Here is a 24633-nt window from a genome sequence, read left to right as displayed (position 1 = left end):
AAAACAAATTAAATTATTTATTTACCAGTTATGAAAAATTAAGTGTATTATTTGCAGCAGTAATGATGGTTGTATCTGTAGGTATGGCAAAAGCTCAAAAAATTGCTACTTTAGATGTAATGGGAGTTCTTAACGCTATGCCGGAGAAAAAGAAAGCAGATGCTGATCTAAAAACATTCTTAGATACTAAACAAGCTGAGATTAAGAAAAAAGCAGACGCAGCTCAAACTAAATATCAGCAATACCAAACAGAAGCTCCGAAAAAAACAGCTGACGAAAACGCAGCAAGAGAAGCGGAAATGAAAAAATTAGCTGAAGAAATCCAGCAAATGCAGGACAAAGCTCAAAAAGATCTACAGGCTAAGCAAGACGTAGCTTTCGGACCAGTTGAGAAAAAACTGAACGACGCAGTAGAAAAAGTAGCTAAAGCTAACGGATATGACTATATTATGGATGCTAACTCAACTGCATTCCTTTATAAAGCAGGACCAGATGCTACTGCAGCTGTGAAAAAAGAACTAGGAGTTCAATAATTTCAGCAAATTAAGAAAGATTTATAAAACTAACCATCTCTATTAGAGGTGGTTTTTTTATTTTTGCAGAATGGAAAAAGAAGTATCAACTACGGTAAAAGTTAGGTTTAGTGACTGCGATCCAATCGGACATTTGAATAATGTAAAATATCTTGATTATATGTTCAATGCCAGAGAAGATCATGTAGAAACATTCTATGGATTTACCTATGAAGAATATACCAAGAAAACCGGCTGTACATGGATTGCCATTCAAAATGAAATAGCTTACCTGAAAGAAGTAAGATATAACACTCAGGTCGTAATCAGCAGCAAAACCATCGAAGTTCAGGACAGAACAGCAAAAGTTGAAATCCTGATGAAAAGCCTAGACGAAAAAACAATTCATGCCGTACTTTGGGTAACCGTTATTTATTTCAACGTTAAAACAAGAAAATCAGAAGTGCATCCTGAAGATGTCAAAGAAATTTTCGATAAGTTTTATGTAGATTTGATCCAGAAGGATTTCCAGTCAAGAGTAAAGTTTTTAAGAAGTCAAAATGCCAGGAACTCTTAAACAGCAATCTTTATAATATTCCAAGTTTAAAAAAATAATAAGATAGAAATGAAAAAAATAGCAGTAATAGGAAGCAACGGACAATTGGGAAACTGCATCAGAAAAATAGCTCCTGACTTTGAAAATCAATATGAGTTCCTGTTTACAGACTCATCTACCTTAGATATTACCAATGAAGATCTGGTGAACGATTTCTTTTATGATAATAAACCTGATTACTGCATCAATGCTTCAGCATACACCGCAGTAGATCTGGCAGAAACTGAAAAAGAGAAAGCTTTTGCAGTTAATGCAGAAGGTGTAGCTCACCTTGCTCAAGCCTGTGCAGATTACAATGCTACCCTGATTCATGTTTCAACAGACTATGTTTTTGACGGAACTACAAACCTTCCTTATTCAGAAGATGATTTTACCAACCCGATAGGAGTATATGGAGAATCAAAAAGAAAAGGAGAAGAGCTGGCACTGGAAATTAATCCTAAAACAATTATCCTGAGAACCTCATGGCTATATTCTGAGTTTAATAAAAACTTTGTGAAAACAATGCTGAATCTGTTCTCGCAGAAAAAAGAATTAGGAATTGTTGCCGATCAGTTCGGGCAGCCAACCAATGCAAATGATTTGGTAGAAGCTATCATGAACATCATTGAAGCCCCGCAGAAAACCTACGGGATTTTCCACTTCTCAAATTATCCGGAAACAACCTGGTTCGAATTTGCTAAAAAAATTGCTGAATTTTCAAAATCATCAGTAAAATTAAATCCATTAACTACAGAACAGTATCCAACTCCAGCCAAAAGACCTGTGAGAAGTACAATGTCTCTGGATAAAATAGAAGAAGCTTATAAAATAGAACCTAAACATTGGGAAAATAGCCTGGAAGAATGCGTTGATATACTTTCACAACAATAATATATATATGAAGAATATTGCAATCATCTTTTCCGTATTATGTATCCAGCTTTGGAGTGCACAGAATGTTTATCTTACAAAAGTTGAGAAAACAAATGATAATACAGACAAATTCTTGTATAAAAAAGAAGAAGCCATAGCAGATGCCATTTATTTAGGAGAAGTAGAAGTTCAGGGATTTTCAAAAGATGATGCACTTATATTTTCTTTAGTACATAAAAAAGCAAAAGAGATTGGTGCCAATACATTTCAATTAAAACCTTTTGAAAATGTGGACGGATCTCCCCAGCCTTTCAATACTGCCAATTATAAGATAGCATTATATTATACACCTAAAGAAAAATTACCTGCTCAGCACGGAGAGATGTATATATTTGCATCCTCTGAAAAAGATCAGAAAATAAGCATCAACCGTAAAGACTATATTATTTCTCCAAGATCATTTTTAAAATTGAAAGTCATTCCAGGTGAAGTTTATACTATTTCTACTAAGAAACTTTTAGGCTCTACCGTGAAAATTCAGCCAAAACCTAACGATGATAATGCTTATTTCCAGATTTCATCTTTAAAAGTGAAGCCGGATAACTCAGGAGTAGGAGGTTTAAACCTTAAATCTGGAGATATTATTGGCCTTGAAAAGTCATATGCAGAATTCTTGAGGGCTATCTATACAGAAAGCAAACACTAGAAACAAGCTATAATAAGCATATTTCTTATTCTTGTTTATATAAATTCGAATTTAGAGATTTTTGTTTAAAATTTTTCTCTCTGCGTTCCAGCGTCTTAGGGTTAAATATTACGGGAAGGTGAAATTTATGTTAAATAAAGTTGCTTGGTGTGTGGTAAGTTTCTATCTTTGCCCCACTGAAAAACGAAAGAGATTCGGTAGCGCAGAAGAGCTTTTAGATAAGCAAAAACAGTATTACTTCCAAAAGAATCAGACGAAAAAAAACTTGAAAATTTTTCAAAAAAAAGTTGCCAGTTAAAAAAGAGTTTGTATCTTTGCAGTCCCAATTAGAGGGAGCGCAGGAGTGAAGGGATTGAGGTTATGAGAGGGATTAAGGTTACTAAAAAAACTTTAAAATTTTCTTTCAAAACATTTGGTCATTACGAAATAAAGTTTTACTTTTGCACTCGCAAATACGGAGCGACACTGACAGAGAGATTGCTTCGTTACAAAGCGGAAGAAGAAAAGATCATTGACATACAATATAACAACCAAGTAAGGAAAAACTAAAGCGTTAAAAACTTTGAGTGAGTCAGACAAACATACAATGGAGAGTTTGATCCTGGCTCAGGATGAACGCTAGCGGGAGGCCTAACACATGCAAGCCGAGCGGTAGAGTTTCTTCGGAAACTTGAGAGCGGCGTACGGGTGCGGAACACGTGTGCAACCTGCCTTTATCAGGGGGATAGCCTTTCGAAAGGAAGATTAATACCCCATAATATTTAGAATGGCATCATTTTAAATTGAAAACTCCGGTGGATAGAGATGGGCACGCGCAAGATTAGATAGTTGGTGAGGTAACGGCTCACCAAGTCTGCGATCTTTAGGGGGCCTGAGAGGGTGATCCCCCACACTGGTACTGAGACACGGACCAGACTCCTACGGGAGGCAGCAGTGAGGAATATTGGACAATGGGTGCGAGCCTGATCCAGCCATCCCGCGTGAAGGACGACGGCCCTATGGGTTGTAAACTTCTTTTGTATAGGGATAAACCTACCCTCGTGAGGGTAGCTGAAGGTACTATACGAATAAGCACCGGCTAACTCCGTGCCAGCAGCCGCGGTAATACGGAGGGTGCAAGCGTTATCCGGATTTATTGGGTTTAAAGGGTCCGTAGGCGGATCTGTAAGTCAGTGGTGAAATCTCACAGCTTAACTGTGAAACTGCCATTGATACTGCAGGTCTTGAGTGTTGTTGAAGTAGCTGGAATAAGTAGTGTAGCGGTGAAATGCATAGATATTACTTAGAACACCAATTGCGAAGGCAGGTTACTAAGCAACAACTGACGCTGATGGACGAAAGCGTGGGGAGCGAACAGGATTAGATACCCTGGTAGTCCACGCCGTAAACGATGCTAACTCGTTTTTGGATTTTCGGATTCAGAGACTAAGCGAAAGTGATAAGTTAGCCACCTGGGGAGTACGTTCGCAAGAATGAAACTCAAAGGAATTGACGGGGGCCCGCACAAGCGGTGGATTATGTGGTTTAATTCGATGATACGCGAGGAACCTTACCAAGGCTTAAATGGGAAATGACAGGTTTAGAAATAGACTTTTCTTCGGACATTTTTCAAGGTGCTGCATGGTTGTCGTCAGCTCGTGCCGTGAGGTGTTAGGTTAAGTCCTGCAACGAGCGCAACCCCTGTCACTAGTTGCCATCATTAAGTTGGGGACTCTAGTGAGACTGCCTACGCAAGTAGAGAGGAAGGTGGGGATGACGTCAAATCATCACGGCCCTTACGCCTTGGGCCACACACGTAATACAATGGCCGGTACAGAGGGCAGCTACACAGCGATGTGATGCAAATCTCGAAAGCCGGTCTCAGTTCGGATTGGAGTCTGCAACTCGACTCTATGAAGCTGGAATCGCTAGTAATCGCGCATCAGCCATGGCGCGGTGAATACGTTCCCGGGCCTTGTACACACCGCCCGTCAAGCCATGGAAGTCTGGGGTACCTGAAGTCGGTGACCGTAACAGGAGCTGCCTAGGGTAAAACAGGTAACTAGGGCTAAGTCGTAACAAGGTAGCCGTACCGGAAGGTGCGGCTGGAACATCTCATTTTAGAGCGTCTCATGACGTTAAACAAAATCAGTACGCAAGTACATATACTTACTTAAAGTATAGCTTTAGTTTTTTGTTTGGTTGGTTTATAAGTAAAAAGGTAAAAGTGAAAAGAGCCAAGTAATTGGATCTTAAAAAATTACTCATTACCCATTACTTATAGATATATAAAAAAATAAAACCCACTAGAAATTAGTATAGGGAAGAGATACAAGAGCCCAGAGCCAAGAACCAAGACGAATGAAAGTTTTGTATCTAGCATCTAGGATCTATAAGTCTAAACAGACAGTCTCGTAGCTCAGCTGGTTAGAGCGCTACACTGATAATGTAGAGGTCGGCAGTTCGAGCCTGCCCGAGACTACTAATTGAAAAAGACGGGAAGATAAAAGAGCCAAGAGCCAAGACTACCAAGTAAAAAGTCTTGAATCTAGCATCTTGAATCTCTTAGTCTACTAGCGGGGAATTAGCTCAGCTGGCTAGAGCGCCTGCCTTGCACGCAGGAGGTCAAGGGTTCGACTCCCTTATTCTCCACAGTTTTGGAAGATTGATTTAAAAGTTACGGATGGAGCCAAAAACAACATCTGTTCATCAGTCGGAAAAGAAGAATTAAAGATCATTGACATTAACGGTAAAGACATCACAAAGAGAAAACCGAGCGCATAAAGCGCTTGAGTAACCAATAGGAAAGAAATCGTTAAGGGCGTATGGCGGATGCCTAGGCTTTCAGAGGCGAAGAAGGACGTGGTAAGCTGCGAAAAGCTGCGGGGATTGGCACACACGAATTGATCCGCAGATGTCCGAATGGGGCAACCCAATACATTGAAGATGTATTACCTCTTAGGAGGAGCAAACCCGGAGAACTGAAACATCTAAGTACCCGGAGGAAAAGAAATCGAAGAGATTCCGTAAGTAGTGGCGAGCGAAAGCGGATTAGCCCAAAAGCTAATATATGTTTAATAGAATGTTCTGGAAAGAACAGCCATAGAGGGTGATAGCCCCGTATATGAAAGGCATATTTGAGTGATAAATGAGTAGGGCGGGACACGTGAAATCCTGTCTGAATATGGGGGGACCATCCTCCAAGGCTAAATACTCCTGAAAGACCGATAGTGAACAAGTACTGTGAAGGAAAGGTGAAAAGCACTTCGAATAGAAGGGTGAAATAGAACCTGAAACCGTACGCCTACAAGCGGTCGGAGCAGCATTAAGCTGTGACGGCGTGCCTTTTGCATAATGAGCCTACGAGTTAATTTTACTAGCGAGGTTAAGGTATTAAGTACCGGAGCCGGAGCGAAAGCGAGTCTGAATAGGGCGCATAGTTAGTAGGATTAGACGCGAAACCTTGTGATCTACCCATGGGCAGGTTGAAGCTCTGGTAACACAGAGTGGAGGACCGAACCGGTTGACGTTGAAAAGTCTTCGGATGACCTGTGGGTAGGGGTGAAAGGCCAATCAAACTGGGAGATAGCTCGTACTCTCCGAAATGCATTTAGGTGCAGCGTCGATGTTAAGTTTATTAGAGGTAGAGCTACTGATTGGATGCGGGGGTTTCACCACCTACCAATTCCTGACAAACTCCGAATGCTAATAAATGTTCGTCGGCAGTGAGGGCATGGGTGCTAAGGTCCATGTCCGAGAGGGAAAGAACCCAGACCAACAGCTAAGGTCCCAAAATATATGTTAAGTTGAAGCAACGCGGTTGGACTGCATTGACAGCTAGGATGTTGGCTTGGAAGCAGCCATTCATTTAAAGAGTGCGTAACAGCTCACTAGTCGAGCGGTCCGGCATGGATAATAATCGGGCATAAACATATTACCGAAGCTATGGATTTATATTTTAGATATATCTGGTAGGAGAGCATTCTATTTGCGCCGAAGCAGTACTGTGAGGTATTGTGGAGCGGATAGAAAAGAAAATGTAGGCATAAGTAACGATAAAGCAGGCGAGAAACCTGCTCACCGAAAGACCAAGGCTTCCTCAGCCATGCTAATCAGCTGAGGGTTAGTCGGGACCTAACGCGAACCCGAAAGGGGTAGTGGATGGACAATGGGTTAATATTCCCATACTTGCTCACGAATAAAGGGGACGGTTGGATGTAGCTGCTGGAGACTGACGGAATAGTCAAGGCCTAGCCTTCGGGCGAAGCTGCTGCAGTGTAATCTGATCCAAGAAAAGCCGAAGTGAAGCAACCCGTACCAAAACCGACACAGGTGGTCGAGGAGAGAATCCTAAGGTGCTCGAGTGAGTCGTGGCTAAGGAACTAGGCAAAATAGTCTCGTAACTTCGGAAGAAGAGACGCCATCAGCAATGGTGGCCGCAGTGAAGAGGCCCAGGCGACTGTTTATCAAAAACACAGGACTCTGCTAAATCGAAAGATGCTGTATAGGGTCTGACACCTGCCCGGTGCTGGAAGGTTAAGGAAGGTGCTTAGGGTTAAACCGAAGGCATTAACTGAAGCCCCAGTAAACGGCGGCCGTAACTATAACGGTCCTAAGGTAGCGAAATTCCTTGTCGGGTAAGTTCCGACCTGCACGAATGGTGTAACGATCTGGGCACTGTCTCAGCCACGAGCTCGGTGAAATTGTAGTATCGGTGAAGATGCCGATTACCCGCAATGGGACGAAAAGACCCTGTGAACCTTTACTATAACTTCGTATTGACTTTGAGTAAGTAATGTGTAGGATAGGTGGGAGGCTTTGAAGCAGGCACGCTAGTGTTTGTGGAGCCAACGTTGAAATACCACCCTTTACTTACTTGGAGCCTAACTTCTTTAAGAAGGACATTGCGTGGTGGGTAGTTTGACTGGGGTGGTCGCCTCCAAAAGAGTAACGGAGGCTTTCAAAGGTACCCTCAGCACGCTTGGTAACCGTGCGTAGAGTGTAATGGCATAAGGGTGCTTGACTGTGAGACCAACAAGTCGATCAGGTGCGAAAGCAGGACATAGTGATCCGGTGGTTCCGTATGGAAGGGCCATCGCTCATAGGATAAAAGGTACTCCGGGGATAACAGGCTAGTCTCCCCCAAGAGCTCACATCGACGGGGAGGTTCGGCACCTCGATGTCGGCTCGTCACATCCTGGGGCTGGAGAAGGTCCCAAGGGTTGGGCTGTTCGCCCATTAAAGTGGCACGCGAGCTGGGTTCAGAACGTCGTGAGACAGTTCGGTCTCTATCTATTGCGGGCGTTAGATGTTTGAGAGGGCTTGATTCTAGTACGAGAGGACCGAATTGAACAAACCTCTGGTGTATCAGTTGTACCGCCAGGTGCACCGCTGAGTAGCTACGTTTGGAAGAGATAAGCACTGAAAGCATATAAGTGCGAAACTCGCCTCAAGATGAGACATCTTTTAAGGGTCGTTGTAGATGACGACGTTGATAGGCTATAGGTGTAAAGACAGTAATGTCATAGCCAAGTAGTACTAATTACCCGTAGATTTATAGTCTATGGTTACTAATATAAACCAGGTGCTTTATGTGCATTGAAGGTTTTGTCTTTGTGAAAGTTTTTATCGATTAAAACAGGTATCAGATGACAGATACAAGGTATCAGGTAGCAGTTGAAACAGCTATTACCTCTTCCCTAGGATCTTCCAACTGAACCTTATATACCTTCTTTAGGGTGGTTTTAGCGGTGGGGCTCACCTGTTCCCATTCCGAACACAGAAGTTAAGCCCACCAGCGCCGATGGTACTGCTAACGCGGGAGAGTAGGCCGCCGCCAGTTTTTATTTTATTTTTAAAAAACCTTTATCATTGCGATAAAGGTTTTTTTGTTTTATACATATGAGGTGATATTGCAACTGTTACTATCCCAACACCAGGTAAACAGGCAGCAGTTAGAGAGGATTAGCTTATAGGTAATGAATAATAGGCAATGAGTAATCGTTGTTATTAAACACCAACAAAAAAATCCCCAACTTTTATTTTTCTCTCTTGCTTTCCTTCCAGCTCCCGGCTTCCTAATTTACCCTTTCCTCAATACTTTATCTCTGGTAATAGTTTTTACAGCCTTTACTTTGCCATTATTACACTTTTTTATCCACTCTCTAGGGAGTCTAAACAAAAATCAATATACCTCGAAACTGGAATTCCAGATTCAATTCGGTCCTATTGTGAAAACAATTTGGGTAGCGTAATTTGTTGCGGGAATGATTACAGAAACACCACTTATCTGAACTTGTCCATTAATACCTGAGAACGTTACACTGTTCCCCAGTCCTAAAATTCCGGAAAAGTTGATGGTAAAAAATGCAGTGGCCACGGCTTGTGGTATTTCCACGTAGGTAGTCCCTCCATTGATGGTTGCAGTACAGCCGAGGCAGAGACCACTGATAGAGGTTGTTCCGCCACTTCTTTTAGTATAGAGATGCAGATTACTATTCCATGTGGTTGGGGTGTGATGTACGCTTATTCTGGCGGCACCACTTGAAAGAAGATTTAGAAAAGATCCCGGTAATGTTCCGGATAGTGTATATAAATTGGTAGCACTTTCATAAGTTCCGGCATAGTTTGTTCCGGCTTCGGTGATAGTAGGTACAGCCACAGCCCAGTTACTTCCTCCTACAGTTATGGTTTGCCCTTTCATATAACTAGTGACAATTATAAGGATAAGAGATAGATATATCTTAAAATAGATTTCTTTGAAAAAGCGGATGTTGGTTTTCATTTTTCAATTTTATTCTGTGATGGTGTAGGTAATGACGACAGCTGTATTAGCTTGTGCAACTAAATTAGCATAAGTATTCGTCGTTAATGAAACAGTAAGCAGATGACCGTTACTTGAGCCATTTCCTGTATAGGCACCTCCAATTCCACTGATAATAGTTGTGGCAGTAGTAGATAGGGTAATGATCCCAGCGGAAGCTCCCAATGTTCCTCCTCCAGCTCCGGTAGCTGCTGCTGCTTGTACTCTTATATTAACTCCTGCGATGACTTTATTCACAGACGCTGTAATTCTTCTGGTAAGACCGCCGGGAGCAATAGCAGAAGTATAATTGATCCGTTTAGAGGTATTAGGTGTAGGGTTACCAATAGCATTCCCAGCTTCAGTAGGAGCGGTAAAATTGAGTGCAAAGCTTCCTGTAGGCTCAATATCCATTAAAGTTACAACAGGTAGTGTCATCGTTACATTGGTCTGGGAGTAAAATAATCCAGACAGAACAAGAAATGCTAATAACAATATGGAACGGATCAAAATCATTTTTTCTTTTTTATTTCATTATATCCCACTTTTAAGGATTCCTGCTGGTATTTTATTTCTATCTGCTGCTTAACAACACTGATGCTTATTTTTTTCGTTTCCGAAGGCTGTAGCGTAAACTGAAATTTATCGTTGGAAACCTTGTAGCGTTTATCAAGACCATTACGATAAACTTTTACAGTCCAGTCTCCCGGCCTGAGGTAAGTGAAATCAAAATCCTCTCCTATAAAACAGATTTTTCGATAGGTTTGATCCTTGCTTGTCGCTTCTATAATAATACTTTCCTTTTTCTTTTTTTGAACTAAAGGTTCAGGAATTCCCGGTTGATTTTTATTTTCTGTTTCGAGAAATTGGATATGTCCTTTGACATTAGCCGCAGTGGTTAATCCGAAATTAAAAATATTTTCTTTATTGCTAAGAGAAAGCGCTGCGGGAAAAGTTAAAGTAGAAATATCATTAATATCTGTTGTTGAACGGTCTATTTCCAGGAAATAATTTCCCGGGATCACATTTTTGAATACATAATTACCCTCTTTATCGGTGATTGAAAGATAGCTGCCCAGCATTAATCTTATTCCTTCAGTCTTTTTTATCCCAAGATTACTAACGTTTCCGGATAAAGAAATATATTCTGCTGTTTTCTGTACCGGAACGTTGGGACGCCAGGTATACCGCATAGAAAATATAAAATCTTTATCTCCAATTTCTCCTCTTTGTAATGAATATCTTCCGGAAAGATCCAGTTCATTTCCGGGAAATAGCTGTTGATGAAAGAGAAGTTCAAACAAATTTCTGTCTTTAAAATATTCTTCAGGCATATAATTGTTCTGATAAAAAATACTTAAAGAAGTTTTATCCGAAAACCTGCTGTAAATTCTTGCTCCGTAATAAAGCTGTTTCTGATTCAGCAGCTGGTATCTTGAGCTGATGGCATAACTTCCGAATACATTAAAAGATGTTCTGAACTTTTCAAATGAAAGATTGGCAGAATAGAAGCTTGAATTACCGCTAAACCCAATCAGATAATTGTCTGTCTTACCAAACTGCCCTTCTAAGTTTACCTGAAACATCCCGATCTTTTGATCAATGCTCACTTTAAAAAAACGCTCATAATAATCAAACTGTTTGGGTTCCAGGCGGTCCTGATATTTTTGATAGCCATTATTAAGGATAACAGAGCCATTGGACAGGTATTTATACTGCAATCCATACTGGAAATACTGCCTGTACGGAGCAGCTAAAAACAGTGTGTCTCTCTGAAAATTTTTTACATCCTGAGTATAGTTGACAAAAGCACCTAGTTTTTTTGAAATTTTGTAATAGACATTTCCATTGAAGGTATTGGTATTTGTGAAATATCCGGCAAATTCAGGGCTTGCTTTTACATACATTAAACTTCCGTTGAATTTTTCAAAAGTAGTATCAGCCTGCAGCATATAAGCTGTCCCATCAGTCTGTTTAGTTGTACTGTATGCCACTTCCCCGGAAAGATTAATGTTTCCGGATATTTTGAATTTTCCCTTAGCGTATGGAAGATGGGCATCAGAATCCAGTCTTACATCACTATATCTGACTTCTCCTTTTCTTGGCGTTTTATAAAGATATCCTACAGAAATTTCTGACTGTTTCCTGATTTTAAAAGTGGAATAAAAATTAAACTCATCCTTTATATCCCGGAAAAATCTTGGATGATTATAGAATCCGCCCACACTCACTTTATTAAAATCATACCGGATTTCTGCGCCGCGGCCGTATCTTGCAAATTCCGTTAAGTAAGATGAAGAGTAGGTTTTATCACCCAGATGAATGAAAAAATCATCACGTTTATAGTTTAAAAAATATTCTTCATATTGGGTGAATGTGTTTAATTCTACGGGATTGTGTGTAACTGCCCGGAATTCAATCTGGTTTTTATTGTCTTTATCAAGGGTTCCTTTACCATAAATTTCTCCCTGAAAACCGTCATTGTAAACGCCCATATTCTTCATTCCTATGAAAGACAGCGAAACGGCAACAGGAAGCCTGTGGTAAATGTCATTTTCTGAAGGTTTTACAGAGATAACCTGGGTGCTTACATAAACACTTTGATTTTCTTTACTGCCACCTTTTGAGTACACAGAAAGATTAAGGTTCTGAAATTCATTTTGGCTCAGTTCAGGATTTGTTATTTTGTGGATTGTGATTATTTTTGACTCATTGGGTTCTAATACTACTGAAAAATCACCATCAAGAACTGCATTTTTACTTTCCAGAAAAATGTCTTCCGTTATATTGCCATTATTTTTTAAAAGAAAGCTAGCCCTGATCGTTTCTCCAGCCCTTACAAATTCTGGCGAATCAAGAACTGTGACAGAAAGGCTTCTGTTTCCTGAAACGGTTATTTTGGATATTTTTGCGAAGGATATTCCGTTGCTACGATCGGTAATATTCAATGTTACAGAATAATTGCCCTGAGCGGTTTCCGCAGCAATACGCAGAGGTACCAGATAAGCAGATGTCTCATGCGGAGCAAGCTGAAATTCTCCCTTTGCTAAAATAGGGGTAATAGAAGTACTGGATGTGGCAACTGAAATGTCATACATTTTGCTTTCTGCCGAATTATTTTCTAATGTAAAAGGAATAGAAGTAGACATTCCCGGCATTAAACTATCTTTTTTACTGGCCAATCGGGTAGATTGCTGTTGAGAAAAAATAAATGCCGGGAATAATAATATGATAATAAATAAAGTCCAAGTTCTAATCATTTTTTACTTCTAATTCAACATTGAGTGCAAATGCATTCTCCTCTTCATCCGTAGCTATTATGGCGGCTCTGTATTTGTCCGGTGGTATTTTGCTGATATCTATGTAAAATGTTTTGGAGGTATCTGGCAACAGCCCCATCGTTAAACTTGAATAAGTTCCTACTTTTTCACCCGTTTTACGGTTATAGATTTCAATGGTTGTTGTGGGTTTACAATAAAGATTACCGTTATTGGCAATGGCTATCTTTGCTGTTTGTTTACCTTCCTGCTTTTCTACCTTTACACTTTCAAACTTAAGGTCCGGTTTGGCTTTTTCTGCTTCAAAATCTGTAATCACCTGAATGGCATATCGTATTACAGAAGTGATGCTCACTCCCGGTTTATTATCGCTGGGTTTTATATCCTCTACCGGTTCTACAATGATGACACTCCAATAGCTTCCGGGATCTACTACCTGATTAGGAATGGTAATTTCATAAAGCACCTCTGTCTTTTCCTTGCCTTTAAGGGTAACCAGATTGGTGTTGAGCTTTATCCATTCTCCATTAGAGCGTTTATTGGTGCGTAATGCTGTATAATTAATGGTTCCATCTGCATGGTAAGCAAAATCCTGTAAGAATAGTTTTACACTTTGAGGATTGCTGCTCGTGTTTTCAATGGAAACTTTTCCCTTGTATACTTTCCCGTTTTCTATTTTATAAGAATGCGTAAGCCCGTTGAGAATCACAATGCCGGCATGTAAAAAGCTGAACTGCAAAATCAGGGTGATCAAAAGAAGAATACGCTTTGTCATCATGTAAAGTTTGGTGTTAAATCATTAATAATACAAAACCAGGAAGAAACTGAATAACAATTTCTTCTTGTTTTTGAAATACGAATTAGAAATTTATTTAAATTCTAATTGTCTGATATCGTATAAGTAACAGTAGCTACTACAGTGGCTGTTGCCTGTAAATCTGCATATGCTGCAACTCCTCCGGGGCCACTTCCTGCAGCAAGAGCATAGGTAAGATTGTGCCCGTTGTTAGCTCCATTTCCTGTATAAGCACTTCCTATACCTGAAATGATAGTCTGGTCAGCAGCACTTAAAGTCAACAGACCTGCAGATGTACCTAATGTACCCGCTCCGGAGCCTGTAGCTGCAGCTGCAGTTACGTGAAGATCAACTCCTGGAACTATGGCGTTCATTTTTACACTTACATTACGTGTAGGATCTGCAACAGATTTAATAGAAGAATAATTGAGCCACAAAGTGGTGTTAGAAGCACTTGGAGTAACAGGATTTCCTGCTTCTGTAGGAGCCGTGAACCCAAGTGTAATATTTTTCGTAGCAGCTGGCTCGATATCTACCAACGCAACTTCGGGAATAGAAATAGTGACTGTATGATTGTCTGTATTGGTATCCTGCGCGCTCAGGTTCCCGGACAGAGCAACCGCAAATAAAGACATTGCAATAGTTAAATTTAGTTTTTTCATGATGCTGATAATTAGTTGAGTGAATATAATAAAATTCAGTATAATTTGAAAATAATATAGTATAATTTTTATATTAATGATTATTTCAATTATGTAATGCATTATAGTTGAAATATACTATAATGTAATAAGTCAAAAAATCCTGCACAAAATGTACAGGATTTTATCAGTATCGTAAACGTTTTCTACGCCCAGTGCGGATCAGAAACAGAAACTTTTCCGGTCTCTATTCTTCCTGCAAAATGCCATAGATGATCATTAATCGTTAATTTCAAATCATACCAGCCTTTGTTTTTATCAAGATCAATGATGATTTTTTCTTCAGGCTTTTGTTGTACAGCAATTGTCTTTCTCGTTTTTCCATAGAGATCTTCAAACTGTATGGAAATTGCGTTCTTTTTATGGTTTCTGATGATCAGCTCAATCTGACTTTTTGCTGTCATATTCACCAAAATTACCTCCAACTCCGGGATATTCTGGCCTTTAAATTTCCTAAAAAAGCCGTTGGGACCGAAAATTTCATAATCATAGGCTCCGGATTGTACAGGATGAGATAGTTCCTGCTTTGCATAAAGCGCGTATGAAAAATGATAATTATTACTATTAAATTGAGTTCTGTCATACACTAAAAGCGGAATTCCACTTTCTTTTAAATTCACCATTTTGATCTTTTCACCTTCCAAATTGACATGGAAATGATAAGGAAGCGGATTGGATGGTTTCAAACCTCTTTCCTGAATTTCAAGCAAATTCTCGTGGAGTTCATTTTCAGAATACCATTTCAGATTGGGAACAGGTTTATTTTTAGCAGCATTGATGGTTTTAGCATAATCTTTCTGATTCAGATAATCCATTTTTGGAGCCTTTACACTTGAAGAATTGAACGCAGACGTAAGATCTCCGCATATCGCTCTCCTCCAGTCACTGATATTATCTACATGTACATTCTTATTGAATTTCTTCATAATGAATTTCTCCAGAAACTGCAGCACAGAAGTATGATCCGATACTTCAGAATTTACAAAACCTCCTTTGGTCCACGGTGAAGCAATAATCATTGGAACTCTGTAACCTAAACCAACAGTTCCTTCCACTTTTTCATAGCTTTTTAAAGAAGAATTGCTCATGTATTCCTGAGATTTATCCACATATTCTACACCTTCTTTTCCGTTTATGTCTACGGGCTGGTTTGGGTTCACAGGTGGAGCGAAAGGCAATACATGATCGAAATATCCATCATTTTCATCGTAATTGATGATAAATATTGTTTTCTTCCAGGTTTCAGGATCTTTGGTAAGAATATTTAAAACCTCGGAAATATACCATGCTCCGTACCAAGGTGATCCCGGATGGTCTGAGAAGTGTTCAGGCGCTACCAGCCATGAAACTAACGGAAGTTTTTTCTCCTCCACATCTTTTCGGAACTGGAACAGAACGTCACCTTCCGGTACAACCAGTCTTTCTCCGTTTTCATCTTTTCCGATTTCCAGTTTCCAGTAATCAGGATCATTAACATTGGTCGTAAAAGCCTTTTCGTGAAGGTTTTTTTCTTCTTTTGAAAGTTTTGAATAATTATCCGGATGGTATTTTATCTGATCTTCCTGAACTTCAGCCAGCATTGCTTCCAGTCTTTCTTTCTGATTAGGATTCTTTTCAATTTCCTGTTTCAGATAGGAAATGATATTGGGAATATTCTGATAGTATCCTTTTGAAAACTTCACATTGAATTTTGAAAACCACTCAATCGGGTTATCGGTAAAATTACTTAGCCATGCCTCCTGTTCGCCGGACATTCCTTTTGGAAGACTGATTTCATTCTGATAAATTCTCCACGAAACATTCTGCTGTTCTAAAATTTCCGGAAAGCTTTTCCATTTTGCCTGTCTTGCTTTGTCATAATCAATATTTTCATTCACAACATTGGCTTTTACTTTTCCGTTTTGCTGCTCTCTCAATGTTCCGGACCAAAGGAAAAGTCTGTTAGGAGTAGTTCCGGTAAGTGAAGAACAGAAATACTGATCAAATATGGTAAATGCATCCGCCAGCTGATAATAGAACGGAAGGTCTTCACGATTATAATAACCCAGTGTCAGCGGAATATTTTTGTAATCTTTATTTCCTGATGCTTTAGCCTGCAGCCATTGGTCAAATTTACCTTTGTTCAGTGCTTTCTGTTGATCCGCCCATGAATGTGGAAGTGAGCTCATCCACGTTGATTTTGTATTTCTTAAATCCAGACGGGCAGGGGAGGCATATTTTCCTTCATCATTCTTTTGAAAGAATACGGAATGACCATCCTGTTTTACAAACGCTCTTTTATCCAGAAAGCCTCTTACTCCTTTCAGAGCACCAAATGCATGATCAAATGAACGATTCTCCTGCATCAGGATTACGACATGTTCTGCATCATAAAATGTAGACTGGGCAGCCGGATCAATGGCTAGAGCTTTTAAAATGGAAGGATGAAGAACACTTGAAGTTCCTAATCCAGCTAATAAAAGACTTGATTTTTCTAAAAATTCTCTTCTGTTCATGTTCAATCGTAATAAGAAAGAAACCGCAAGTTAATAGGATTTTCCTGCGATTTCTTTGTTTTATATAAAAATAATCAGATTTCTATTGTAACCACCAAGGTTTGGAGTTGATATTGTCATTTCCTCCGTACTGAGCAGCCAGAGCAGCTTTTAAATTGTTGCTGTTATAGCTGTATTCCGATTGCGGATATCTGAACCTGAAAGGCGCTGCTACTCCTGCTTTTAGAGGATAGTTTGGATATCCCGTTCTCAGATAATCATAATAAGAGGTCCACTGCGCTTGGTGAAACATCGTCATGTACTTTTGAGTCATGATTTTTTCAAGCTGTGTCTGAAGGGGATCTGCATTGTTGTAAACTACCAAAGGCGTTGTCAGATATTGGTTCACATCAAACCCTGAGAAATATTGTCCCGAATTTTTTACATAGGTTTGATAAAAATTGAAACTGGCTTTAACGGCATTGTCATAATGCGTTTTTGCCGACCCGGAAATCCAGCCTCTTGCTGTAGCTTCAGCCAAAATAAATTCAAGTTCTGAATAACTTAATACAGAAGCTGGCTCATTGGTAGGATCTTTATAGAAACGGTCGTTTACTTTAGAAATATTTTTTGCCGTGATCAGTGCAGCGTTGTCAGAATAAGGTGAGATAGGGTTTCCTCCGTTGTATCCCGTGTAATCTGTGATGGCTTTTCCTGCTTCTTTCGCTCCTGTAGTTTGTGCTGCAAAAGTGAACAAACGTGGATCATGTCTGTCTTTGAATAGATTAATGAAATAATCTGCCATATACAAGCTGGAACCATATCCGCTGTTGTTAAACATGGTATATCTGCTGTCCGCAGCATCAGCAAATTTAAGCTCACCATTGTCTGCAATAGAAGTCATAAGAGACTGGCTTCCTGCAATAGCAGCAAATTCTGTAGCAATATTATAATTTCCTACGGTTGTCTTTTTAGAAAGCGTGATTAAAACCTTCAGACGGAAAGAATTGATCAGTTTTTTCCATTTCATAGCATCTCCGTTGTATACAATGTCGCCTTCAATTTTATCATTGGTATTAATAAGATCATTGGCTTCTTTTAATTCTGATAAAATTCCGGACATGATGGCTTCCTGGGTATCATATTTAGGCTGTGTAATTCCGGATTCTCCTTTTGCCGCTTCAGAATAAGGAGCACTTCCTACTTTTAAACTGATATTGAAAAAATGATAGGCTCTCAGAAATTTACCAATGGCAGCATAGTTTTTATTGTTGGTTTTTTCCGCTTCCTGCATCATTTTTCCGGTATTCAGAAGTCCTTTTGTATAGACTTCAAAAGAGGCATCATTCCATTTCATATACTGGTATGAATTTTCACCATCAGTACCAATCATCATCCTTGAAGCGTACATATTATCACCGTTTACCTGAAACGTATATTTTTCCACATAGGTAAGAAGAAATTTAGGATCAATGCTTGCCTGATCATTAGGGTTTTCATTGATCTTATCAAGGTTGGATTCGCATGAAGCCAATGTCAGAAGTCCGGCAGCAAACATACTCTTCATTAATCCTTTCGCTGTTTTTCCTTTTGCTTTGTTTATATTATTTTTCATTGTCTTGACGTACTTTTTAGTTAAAACTTAAGATTAAAACCGATTCCGAACCATCTGCTGGAAGGATCCTGAATATCATTCTCCGTTTTTGCCTGGAAATCAGGATCAGAATAAAGATTCTTTGATTTTTTCCACATCGCCAGGTTATAAGCAGAGATATTGGCTGTAAAGCCTTTTACCATTCCTCTTGGGTTTAATAATGAAGAGAAATCGTATTCCAGAACTACAGATCTAAGCTTCACGAAAGTTCTGTCGAAAACGTTAGCAAACTCTTCACTCTCATCCTGCGTTACCCTTGCCTGATATGGATAATTCTGTGCCCAGTCCTGGAAACTGATGGCTTTGGTGTGTGGGGTATACTGACCTGTTGCCGGATTATAATTAACCCCATCCGGTACAAAATAGTACGTTCCCGGATTGGCATACTCAAGATCCCTGTAAGCTACAGAATTAGGATGCTTTCCTCCCCACCACATTTTTTCGACTACCTGCGATCTCATGACCCCTCCGATGCTTCCGTCAATTCCGATATTTAATGTAAATTTCTTGTATTTGAAAGTGTTGTTGAAACCGAAAGTCCAATCCGGATTGAAATGTCCCAGATTACTTGGTGCATTAGCTCTTGTCGGCATTCCTGTGTTGGCATCCAGAATGACTTTTCCATCCGGAGATTTTTGCCATGTATAATCATAATAACTGTCCATTCTTTCGCCCAACTTAATGTTTTTGTAATTCGGCATATTGTCATAAATGGAAGTCAGCTTTTGTTCGTAAGTACTCCAGTTGATCAAGGTTTTCCAGCTGAAATCAGCAGTTTTTACCGGAACTAAGCCAAGAGAAACTTCAAAACCTTTCGTAGTATATTCATTTCCGTTTACATATTGTGAAGTGAAACCAGAGGATTCAGCAGCAGGGAACTGAAGAATATTATTATAATCTAATGTTCTGAAATAAGTAGCGTCTAAGGTAATTCTGTTATTCAGGAAACCGGCGCTTAACCCTAATTCATAAGATTTTGTCTGTTCCGGTTTCAAAGAATTTTCCACATTCAGAGTGGTTGGATAATAATACGTAGGATTTCCGTTGAAAGTAATTCCCTGGTTATTCAGATAATAATTTCTGATAGAGTAAGGCTGGAAGTCATACGCTACTTTTGCCCATGAAGCAGACAGCTTCAGCATATTGACAGACTCCGGCAGTTTTACCAGATTTGAAATAACGGCACTGATGGATGCAGAAGGATAGAAGTAAGACCTGTTGGCCTTAGGCAGCGTAGAAGACCAGTCGTTACGTCCTGAAATATTGATGAAGAAAGCATTGTACAAACCAATGTCAATCGTTGAGTAAGCACTGTAAATCAGCTTTTCCTTCAGATAGGAATAATTTTTCAGTGCTCCGATAGAGTTTTCAAAGGAGTAGACTTCAGGAATTTTTAATCCGTCCGTAGATCTTTCGTTATTATTGTTTTTATAATAGAAAGCTGAACCTCCTGCATTGATAGTAAAATCAAAATTTTCGGATATTTTTTTCTTGTAAGTGGCAAGGACATCGTAGTTAAGATTCCAGGTTTTATTGTCTTTTAAAATATAACCTCCACTTCTTGGCGCACTATAATTGAAGTAAGAATAAGGACTCAATACTTCCGTTTTGCTGTGGTTTTCCACAAGAGATATTTTCCCTTTTACCGAAAGATCCTGGGTAGCTTTATACTCTAAGCCTGTCTGTGCATTGATGATATTGGTTCTGTTCTGATTTTTATAATATTCAGCTCCGAACCAAGGGTTGTTGTACCATGCATAGTTCCAGTTGGCTTGTGCTCTTCCTTCTCTTCCCGGAATCCACATATGGTTTTTCAGGGCTTTTCCGTCTACATCGCCTCCCATCCAGATCAGAATAGTATACATGTGCCCGCTTGGGTTGTAATCGTAGTTCGGGATATTAGGGGTAAAAGCCTGGTTGAAATTGAATTTTGTATCAAAGATTAATTTATCTCCAAGATGGTTTTCAGAAGAGAAGTTGATTCCATATTTCTGAAGATAAGAGTTGGGAACTCTGTCATCATAATTCATGAAGTTTCCGGAGAACCTGTATATATCTTTATTATCTCTGTAGCTGATCGCAAAATTATTATTGTTGATAACCGCCGGCTTTAAGAATGTACTTAAGTTATCATGGTATTTCCAATCGATCGGAACCCTTTCATATCTTGATTTATCATCATATTGAGTTCCTGTCACAGCTCCGTACCACGGAACTACCTGTCCGGTCACTTTATCTCTGATAGGACTGTTCCATTGGGCAATCTGTAAACCGGGAACAAATTTTGGCCCCCAGATCATATCTCCATCATTCACCCCGCCATCGGCTCCATCCCAGAATTCATATTTTCCATGAGAGCCGTTTCCATATTCAGTCTGGGTTTTTGGAAGATTGGTGAACCCTCCGGTGATCATGGTGTTCTGAGAAAATTCTACAGAAAATCCTTTCTTCTTAGCATTTTTAGTGGTAATCAAAACAGCTCCGTAACGGCCTCTTGAACCATATAAAGCCGAAGCGGTAGCTCCTTTCAATACATTGATGTTTTCAATGTTGTTAGGATCTAAATTCTGGAAAACCTCTCTTTCAACAATCACACCGTCAATTACAAAAACCAGATTGGAGTTTCCTCTCAATGTAAACTGTGGTGCCTGCTGCATTCCCGTTGGGTTAGAAACGTTCAGACCTGCTACCTGTCCGGAGAATAAATTTCCAATACTTGGCGTGGTGATGGTTTCAAATTGTTTCGTTCCCACTTCCTGAGTAGAATATCCAATTTTTTCTTTCTTTTTGGCAATACCTAATGCCGTAATCACAATACCTTCAATCTGTTTCTCATTTGGCTTTTTTAAGACAACGGAATACTGTTTTTTGGAAGAAACCTCAACGGTATAAACAGAAAAATCAGGAGCAAAAAACTCAAGAATGTCTTTGGGGTTTGCAGAAATGGTGAAATTACCATTTTCATCTGTAGTAGCAGTCTTTCCTGTGTTTTTGTCGGTGATGTTCACACCGGAAACACTAGAACCGTTTTCAGATTTTACATTTCCTGTAATATTGATTTCCTGAGCAGAAAAATAAAGGGGAAGTAAAAAAACGGCAAAAGTGGCTAGAGTCTTCTTCATTTTTTTGAAGGCAAATTTAGCAGAGCACTGTTACCTGTATTTTAATGAAGTATTAAAATAAAAATACGATTTTAATATTTTTTAACAGGAAGAATTAATAGAAAAGTAAAGTATAAAATGCCCTTTGTATAAGGGATTTTGCTTTATTATATGGATATTAATATAAGGTAGGAGGGATGCTGGAAGAGGGAAGATGGAAGTTATTGTGGTGTTACCAACTTCTTGAAGCCCTCAGTAATAAATTTTTGAAGAAAAACTTTTCTATAAAAACAACAGGATAGTAAAACTGTGACTTCGATAACTTCCAGCATCCAGCTTCCCTCTTCCTTTCTTTTTTAAAACCTGCTCAGAATTCCCCAGTGGATCTTAATATCATTAAACTTAAAAGGATTTCCAAATTCGTTACCATTAGACAGCTGGAAGCTCATCAAACCGATAGGTATGAAGAAATTGAAACCGAGCCCCACGCTGTAAAGCTTGGGTTTTACATTTAATGATTTATTATTGAGCTGTCCGTATTGTCCAAAGACATCAAAGAAGGCTTGATTGCCAATCAGATAACGGTATTCCAGACTTCCGTAGTAGAAAAAGTCGGCAGCGAGGGAGTTCTCATTGAATCCCCGCATAGAATTCCAACCTCCGAAACGGTATAATTCGTTGGCAGAAAACTCTATTTTAGAATCCATCATGGCTCCTTCTCCTTTGATATTCAGGAAATGGTTCCCTGAAATATGGTAGTTGTGTTCCCCGAAGAAATAAAACTGGTTTTGGTTCGCTTTGATATTATCTTTCGAGTAAGTGGTTGTTAAGAAATCATATCCTGCATTGATTCTTGTCTTATAAAGAAAAAGATCAATGTCAGTAGGCTCTACCATTTCAAACCATACCCCAATTCCCCGTTTGTTATAATCTTTCCCCTGAACATATAGTGTGTCAATAATAGTAGAGGTTTCCAAAGTTGCTCTCAGACCTATTTTGTTTCGGTTGTTGATATGATAATAAAAGGCAGGCAGGAATTTTACATTGGCAAACGTAGAATCCTGTCGGTAGATATTTACTTTGGTATCCATCCCGACATTAGATTTGAACAGGTACGGAATATCCACCCGAAGATCAAAAGTCTGACCCTTATCCGGGTTTCTCTGCCAATATAGATTAACAGTCTCAAAACCATTGAACATATTCTTGAAATTGACATTCATGGTTCCGTTTAAGGTAAACTTGGAAGTTTTGTCATTCCCAAAGCCGATTACCCCATCAAAAGTGTTGGTTTTTTTCTTTTCTAAAAAAAGGAAAATATTGGTGGAATCTTTCGTAAATAATGTTTGTGGCTGCCGCTCAAGGGTTAAGAAAGGATGCCCCTGAAAGGTTTTATTGATGGCTAAAAGGTTTTTGTCATCATAGTTTTTACCTTTAAACTCTTTTTCTAAGTTCTTGATAAATCTTTTCGGAACTTTTTCATATCCTTTGACTACAAAACCATCGATCGTTCTTTTATCATTCTTGTTTATATCCAGTTCTACAATCGGATAACCGTTTTTCTGGCCCTTATATTTAGATTTGATTCTGCTGAAAGAATAGCCTTCATCAATATAAGTCTTGTTGATACTTTTCTTGGTAGAGTCTAAATTTTTGGTGAAAAAATCTTTCTGAATCTTCAGTTTCTGAACCAGAGAATCCGTAAGATTAACGTAAGTTTCATTGAAATTTTTTCCTTTGTCATAGAAAATTTCCGTGCTGTCACCTTTTACTTTTACGTCTTTCAGCCTGGTGAAAAAATAATTACTTTGAGCTAAAGAATCCAGGAACTTTACAGCAGAAGTAGAATCTTTTACTTTTTTTCTGACTTTGGTTTCAGTATCAATCAGCCAATACTGTTTCTTCTGCGCTTGGGTAAAAACGCAGAACAGTACAAAAAATATTTTCAGAAACAGTTTCAATCCCAAATGTATCTATACCAGACAAGCGATGAAATTAAGCGTAATTAAGGTAAAACTTAAAGCGAAGCTTATCTTAATAATTCTTTATAACTTAATTCTTCTTAATGCTTTAAAATTTTATTATCAAATAGCTTTCAATAGAACTGAAACTAGTCCAGTTTATTATATTTCTTCATCAAATTTTCATAAGTTCCCTGTGGAAGAATCCATTTCAAGGGAACTCCGATTTTCTGCCCGAATTTACCAAAATAATAATGAGCTTTCCATTTATTTTTTGCTAAAAGTTTTTCAATGTAATCTGCAACTTCCAAAGGCTCAGTTCCGTCATTCACATGAGAATTCATCAGCGCGTATACTTTGTCAAAAACATTTTTATAAGGCTGGGAAACCTTTGCTATCACTCTGTTGTCTGCAATATTGGTTTTAATATCTCCCAAATGCAGCGAGCATACATCAATATTCCACGGGTACACTTCATACCTCATCGCTTCCGTTACTTTATCCAGTGCCGATTTTGAAGCGGAATAAAATCCACGGAAAGGCAGCCCCATTTCACTTCCAATACTTGAAACATTGATGATCTTTCCAAATTTGTGCTCACGCATGTTTGGAAGAACGGCGCTCATCATTTGCACAGGTCCGGCAAGATTCAGGCTGAAAAGTTTCAGAATATCTTCTTTGGTAGAATCTTCCACGGCGCCTACCATTCCCATTCCGGCATTATTGATCAGAACATCAATTTTAGTTTCTGTTTTTAAAACTTCAGTGATGGCATTCTGGACAGCAGTGTTATCGGTAACATCTGTAGGGATAGATTTGAAGTACTGGCTTTCTGTGTGCTTTCTGCTTAATCCATATACTTGATGTCCTTTCTTACCAAAATATTCGGCCAATGCAAACCCGATTCCTGATGAGGTTCCTGTTATAATGATGGTCATTGAATTCGTATGATTTTTAATGTTTTTATTTTTCTTCTGATACAAATCCGAATGTTTTTTTAAGGTCTGTATTCAAAAGTAAAATCTATTTTCAGCAAATGTAAAAAAAGAAAAATGAACTCAGTTATTTATTATTCCTGAAATAATTTTTAATGATTTCTTGATCTATTGCCCCGGATTGATGGTAAACTTAAAATAAACTTAATCTCAATTCTGTATGCAATATCAAGGGAATGATTACTTTTAATTGCTTATGTTTC

General features: G+C 39.0%; 14 protein-coding genes, 2 tRNA genes and 3 rRNA genes. 9 read left to right on the top strand and 10 right to left on the bottom strand.

Annotation, left to right across the window (positions count from 1 at the left end; all coding sequences use genetic code 11):
- Positions 1 to 62 precede the first annotated feature (62 nt).
- From CLU97_RS19515 to rrf, 9 genes are all read left to right on the top strand, one after another.
- On the top strand, positions 63 to 533 hold the full coding sequence (locus CLU97_RS19515; protein ID WP_121489404.1) for an OmpH family outer membrane protein: 471 nt from the start codon (positions 63 to 65) through the stop codon (positions 531 to 533).
- Positions 534 to 603: 70 nt separating this feature from the next.
- On the top strand, positions 604 to 1089 hold the full coding sequence (locus CLU97_RS19510; protein ID WP_121489403.1) for an acyl-CoA thioesterase: 486 nt from the start codon (positions 604 to 606) through the stop codon (positions 1087 to 1089).
- 48 nt (positions 1090 to 1137) lie between these two features.
- The gene (gene rfbD, locus CLU97_RS19505) at positions 1138 to 2001 is read left to right on the top strand and encodes a dTDP-4-dehydrorhamnose reductase (protein ID WP_121489402.1); all 864 of its coding nucleotides are present in this window, start codon (positions 1138 to 1140) and stop codon (positions 1999 to 2001) included.
- A gap of 7 nt (positions 2002 to 2008) precedes the next feature.
- A complete protein-coding gene (locus CLU97_RS19500; RefSeq protein WP_121489401.1) occupies positions 2009 to 2689 on the top strand; it encodes a hypothetical protein in 681 nt (226 codons plus the stop codon).
- A gap of 583 nt (positions 2690 to 3272) precedes the next feature.
- Positions 3273 to 4789 (top strand): 16S ribosomal RNA (locus CLU97_RS19490).
- 287 nt (positions 4790 to 5076) lie between these two features.
- Positions 5077 to 5150, top strand: a tRNA-Ile gene (locus tag CLU97_RS19485).
- A 96-nt stretch (positions 5151 to 5246) separates the two neighbouring features.
- Positions 5247 to 5320: transfer RNA gene (locus tag CLU97_RS19480), tRNA-Ala, on the top strand.
- 153 nt (positions 5321 to 5473) lie between these two features.
- Positions 5474 to 8230, top strand: a 23S ribosomal RNA gene (locus CLU97_RS19475).
- A 172-nt stretch (positions 8231 to 8402) separates the two neighbouring features.
- Positions 8403 to 8510, top strand: a 5S ribosomal RNA gene (gene rrf / locus CLU97_RS19470).
- Together the 16S, 23S and 5S rRNA genes with 2 tRNA genes alongside form the textbook arrangement of a ribosomal RNA operon.
- Positions 8511 to 8882: 372 nt before the next feature.
- Here rrf and CLU97_RS19465 read toward each other — a convergent pair.
- The 10 genes from CLU97_RS19465 to CLU97_RS19420 all read right to left on the bottom strand — a co-directional run bounded on the left by CLU97_RS19465 (position 8883) and on the right by CLU97_RS19420 (position 24373).
- Positions 8883 to 9371, bottom strand: a complete 489-nt coding sequence (locus tag CLU97_RS19465) for a hypothetical protein (RefSeq protein WP_121489399.1) — start codon at positions 9369 to 9371, stop codon at positions 8883 to 8885.
- Positions 9372 to 9461: 90 nt separating this feature from the next.
- Positions 9462 to 9986: a hypothetical protein gene (locus CLU97_RS19460; protein ID WP_121489398.1), complete on the bottom strand. Its 525-nt coding sequence runs from the start codon at positions 9984 to 9986 to the stop codon at positions 9462 to 9464.
- Complete coding sequence (locus CLU97_RS19455; protein WP_121489397.1) at positions 9983 to 12730, bottom strand: hypothetical protein; 2748 nt, start codon at positions 12728 to 12730, stop codon at positions 9983 to 9985. The genes CLU97_RS19460 and CLU97_RS19455 overlap by 4 nt, the downstream gene beginning before the upstream one ends.
- On the bottom strand, positions 12723 to 13526 hold the full coding sequence (locus CLU97_RS19450) for a WxL protein host-binding domain-containing protein (protein ID WP_228437814.1): 804 nt from the start codon (positions 13524 to 13526) through the stop codon (positions 12723 to 12725). The genes CLU97_RS19455 and CLU97_RS19450 overlap by 8 nt, the downstream gene beginning before the upstream one ends.
- A gap of 101 nt (positions 13527 to 13627) precedes the next feature.
- Positions 13628 to 14206, bottom strand: coding sequence for a hypothetical protein (locus CLU97_RS19445; RefSeq protein ID WP_121489395.1), 579 nt, complete (start codon positions 14204 to 14206; stop codon positions 13628 to 13630).
- A 185-nt stretch (positions 14207 to 14391) separates the two neighbouring features.
- Positions 14392 to 16740: a phosphocholine-specific phospholipase C gene (locus CLU97_RS19440; RefSeq protein WP_121489394.1), complete on the bottom strand. Its 2349-nt coding sequence runs from the start codon at positions 16738 to 16740 to the stop codon at positions 14392 to 14394.
- 82 nt (positions 16741 to 16822) lie between these two features.
- On the bottom strand, positions 16823 to 18334 hold the full coding sequence (locus CLU97_RS19435) for a SusD/RagB family nutrient-binding outer membrane lipoprotein (protein WP_228437812.1): 1512 nt from the start codon (positions 18332 to 18334) through the stop codon (positions 16823 to 16825).
- Between the two features lie 20 nt (positions 18335 to 18354).
- A complete protein-coding gene (locus CLU97_RS19430; RefSeq protein ID WP_121489393.1) occupies positions 18355 to 21495 on the bottom strand; it encodes a SusC/RagA family TonB-linked outer membrane protein in 3141 nt (1046 codons plus the stop codon).
- A 335-nt stretch (positions 21496 to 21830) separates the two neighbouring features.
- Complete coding sequence (locus CLU97_RS19425) at positions 21831 to 23435, bottom strand: hypothetical protein (protein WP_228437811.1); 1605 nt, start codon at positions 23433 to 23435, stop codon at positions 21831 to 21833.
- Between the two features lie 149 nt (positions 23436 to 23584).
- Positions 23585 to 24373 (bottom strand): SDR family oxidoreductase, encoded by a 789-nt coding sequence (locus tag CLU97_RS19420; protein ID WP_121489797.1) that lies wholly within the window; start codon positions 24371 to 24373, stop codon positions 23585 to 23587.
- Between the last annotated feature and the right edge of the window lie 260 nt (positions 24374 to 24633).

This window comes from Chryseobacterium sp. 7 (genome assembly GCF_003663845.1).
GTDB lineage: Bacteria > Bacteroidota > Bacteroidia > Flavobacteriales > Weeksellaceae > Chryseobacterium.
Note: the sequence above shows the minus strand (reverse complement) of the source record. Positions and strands in the feature narration are given on the sequence as shown.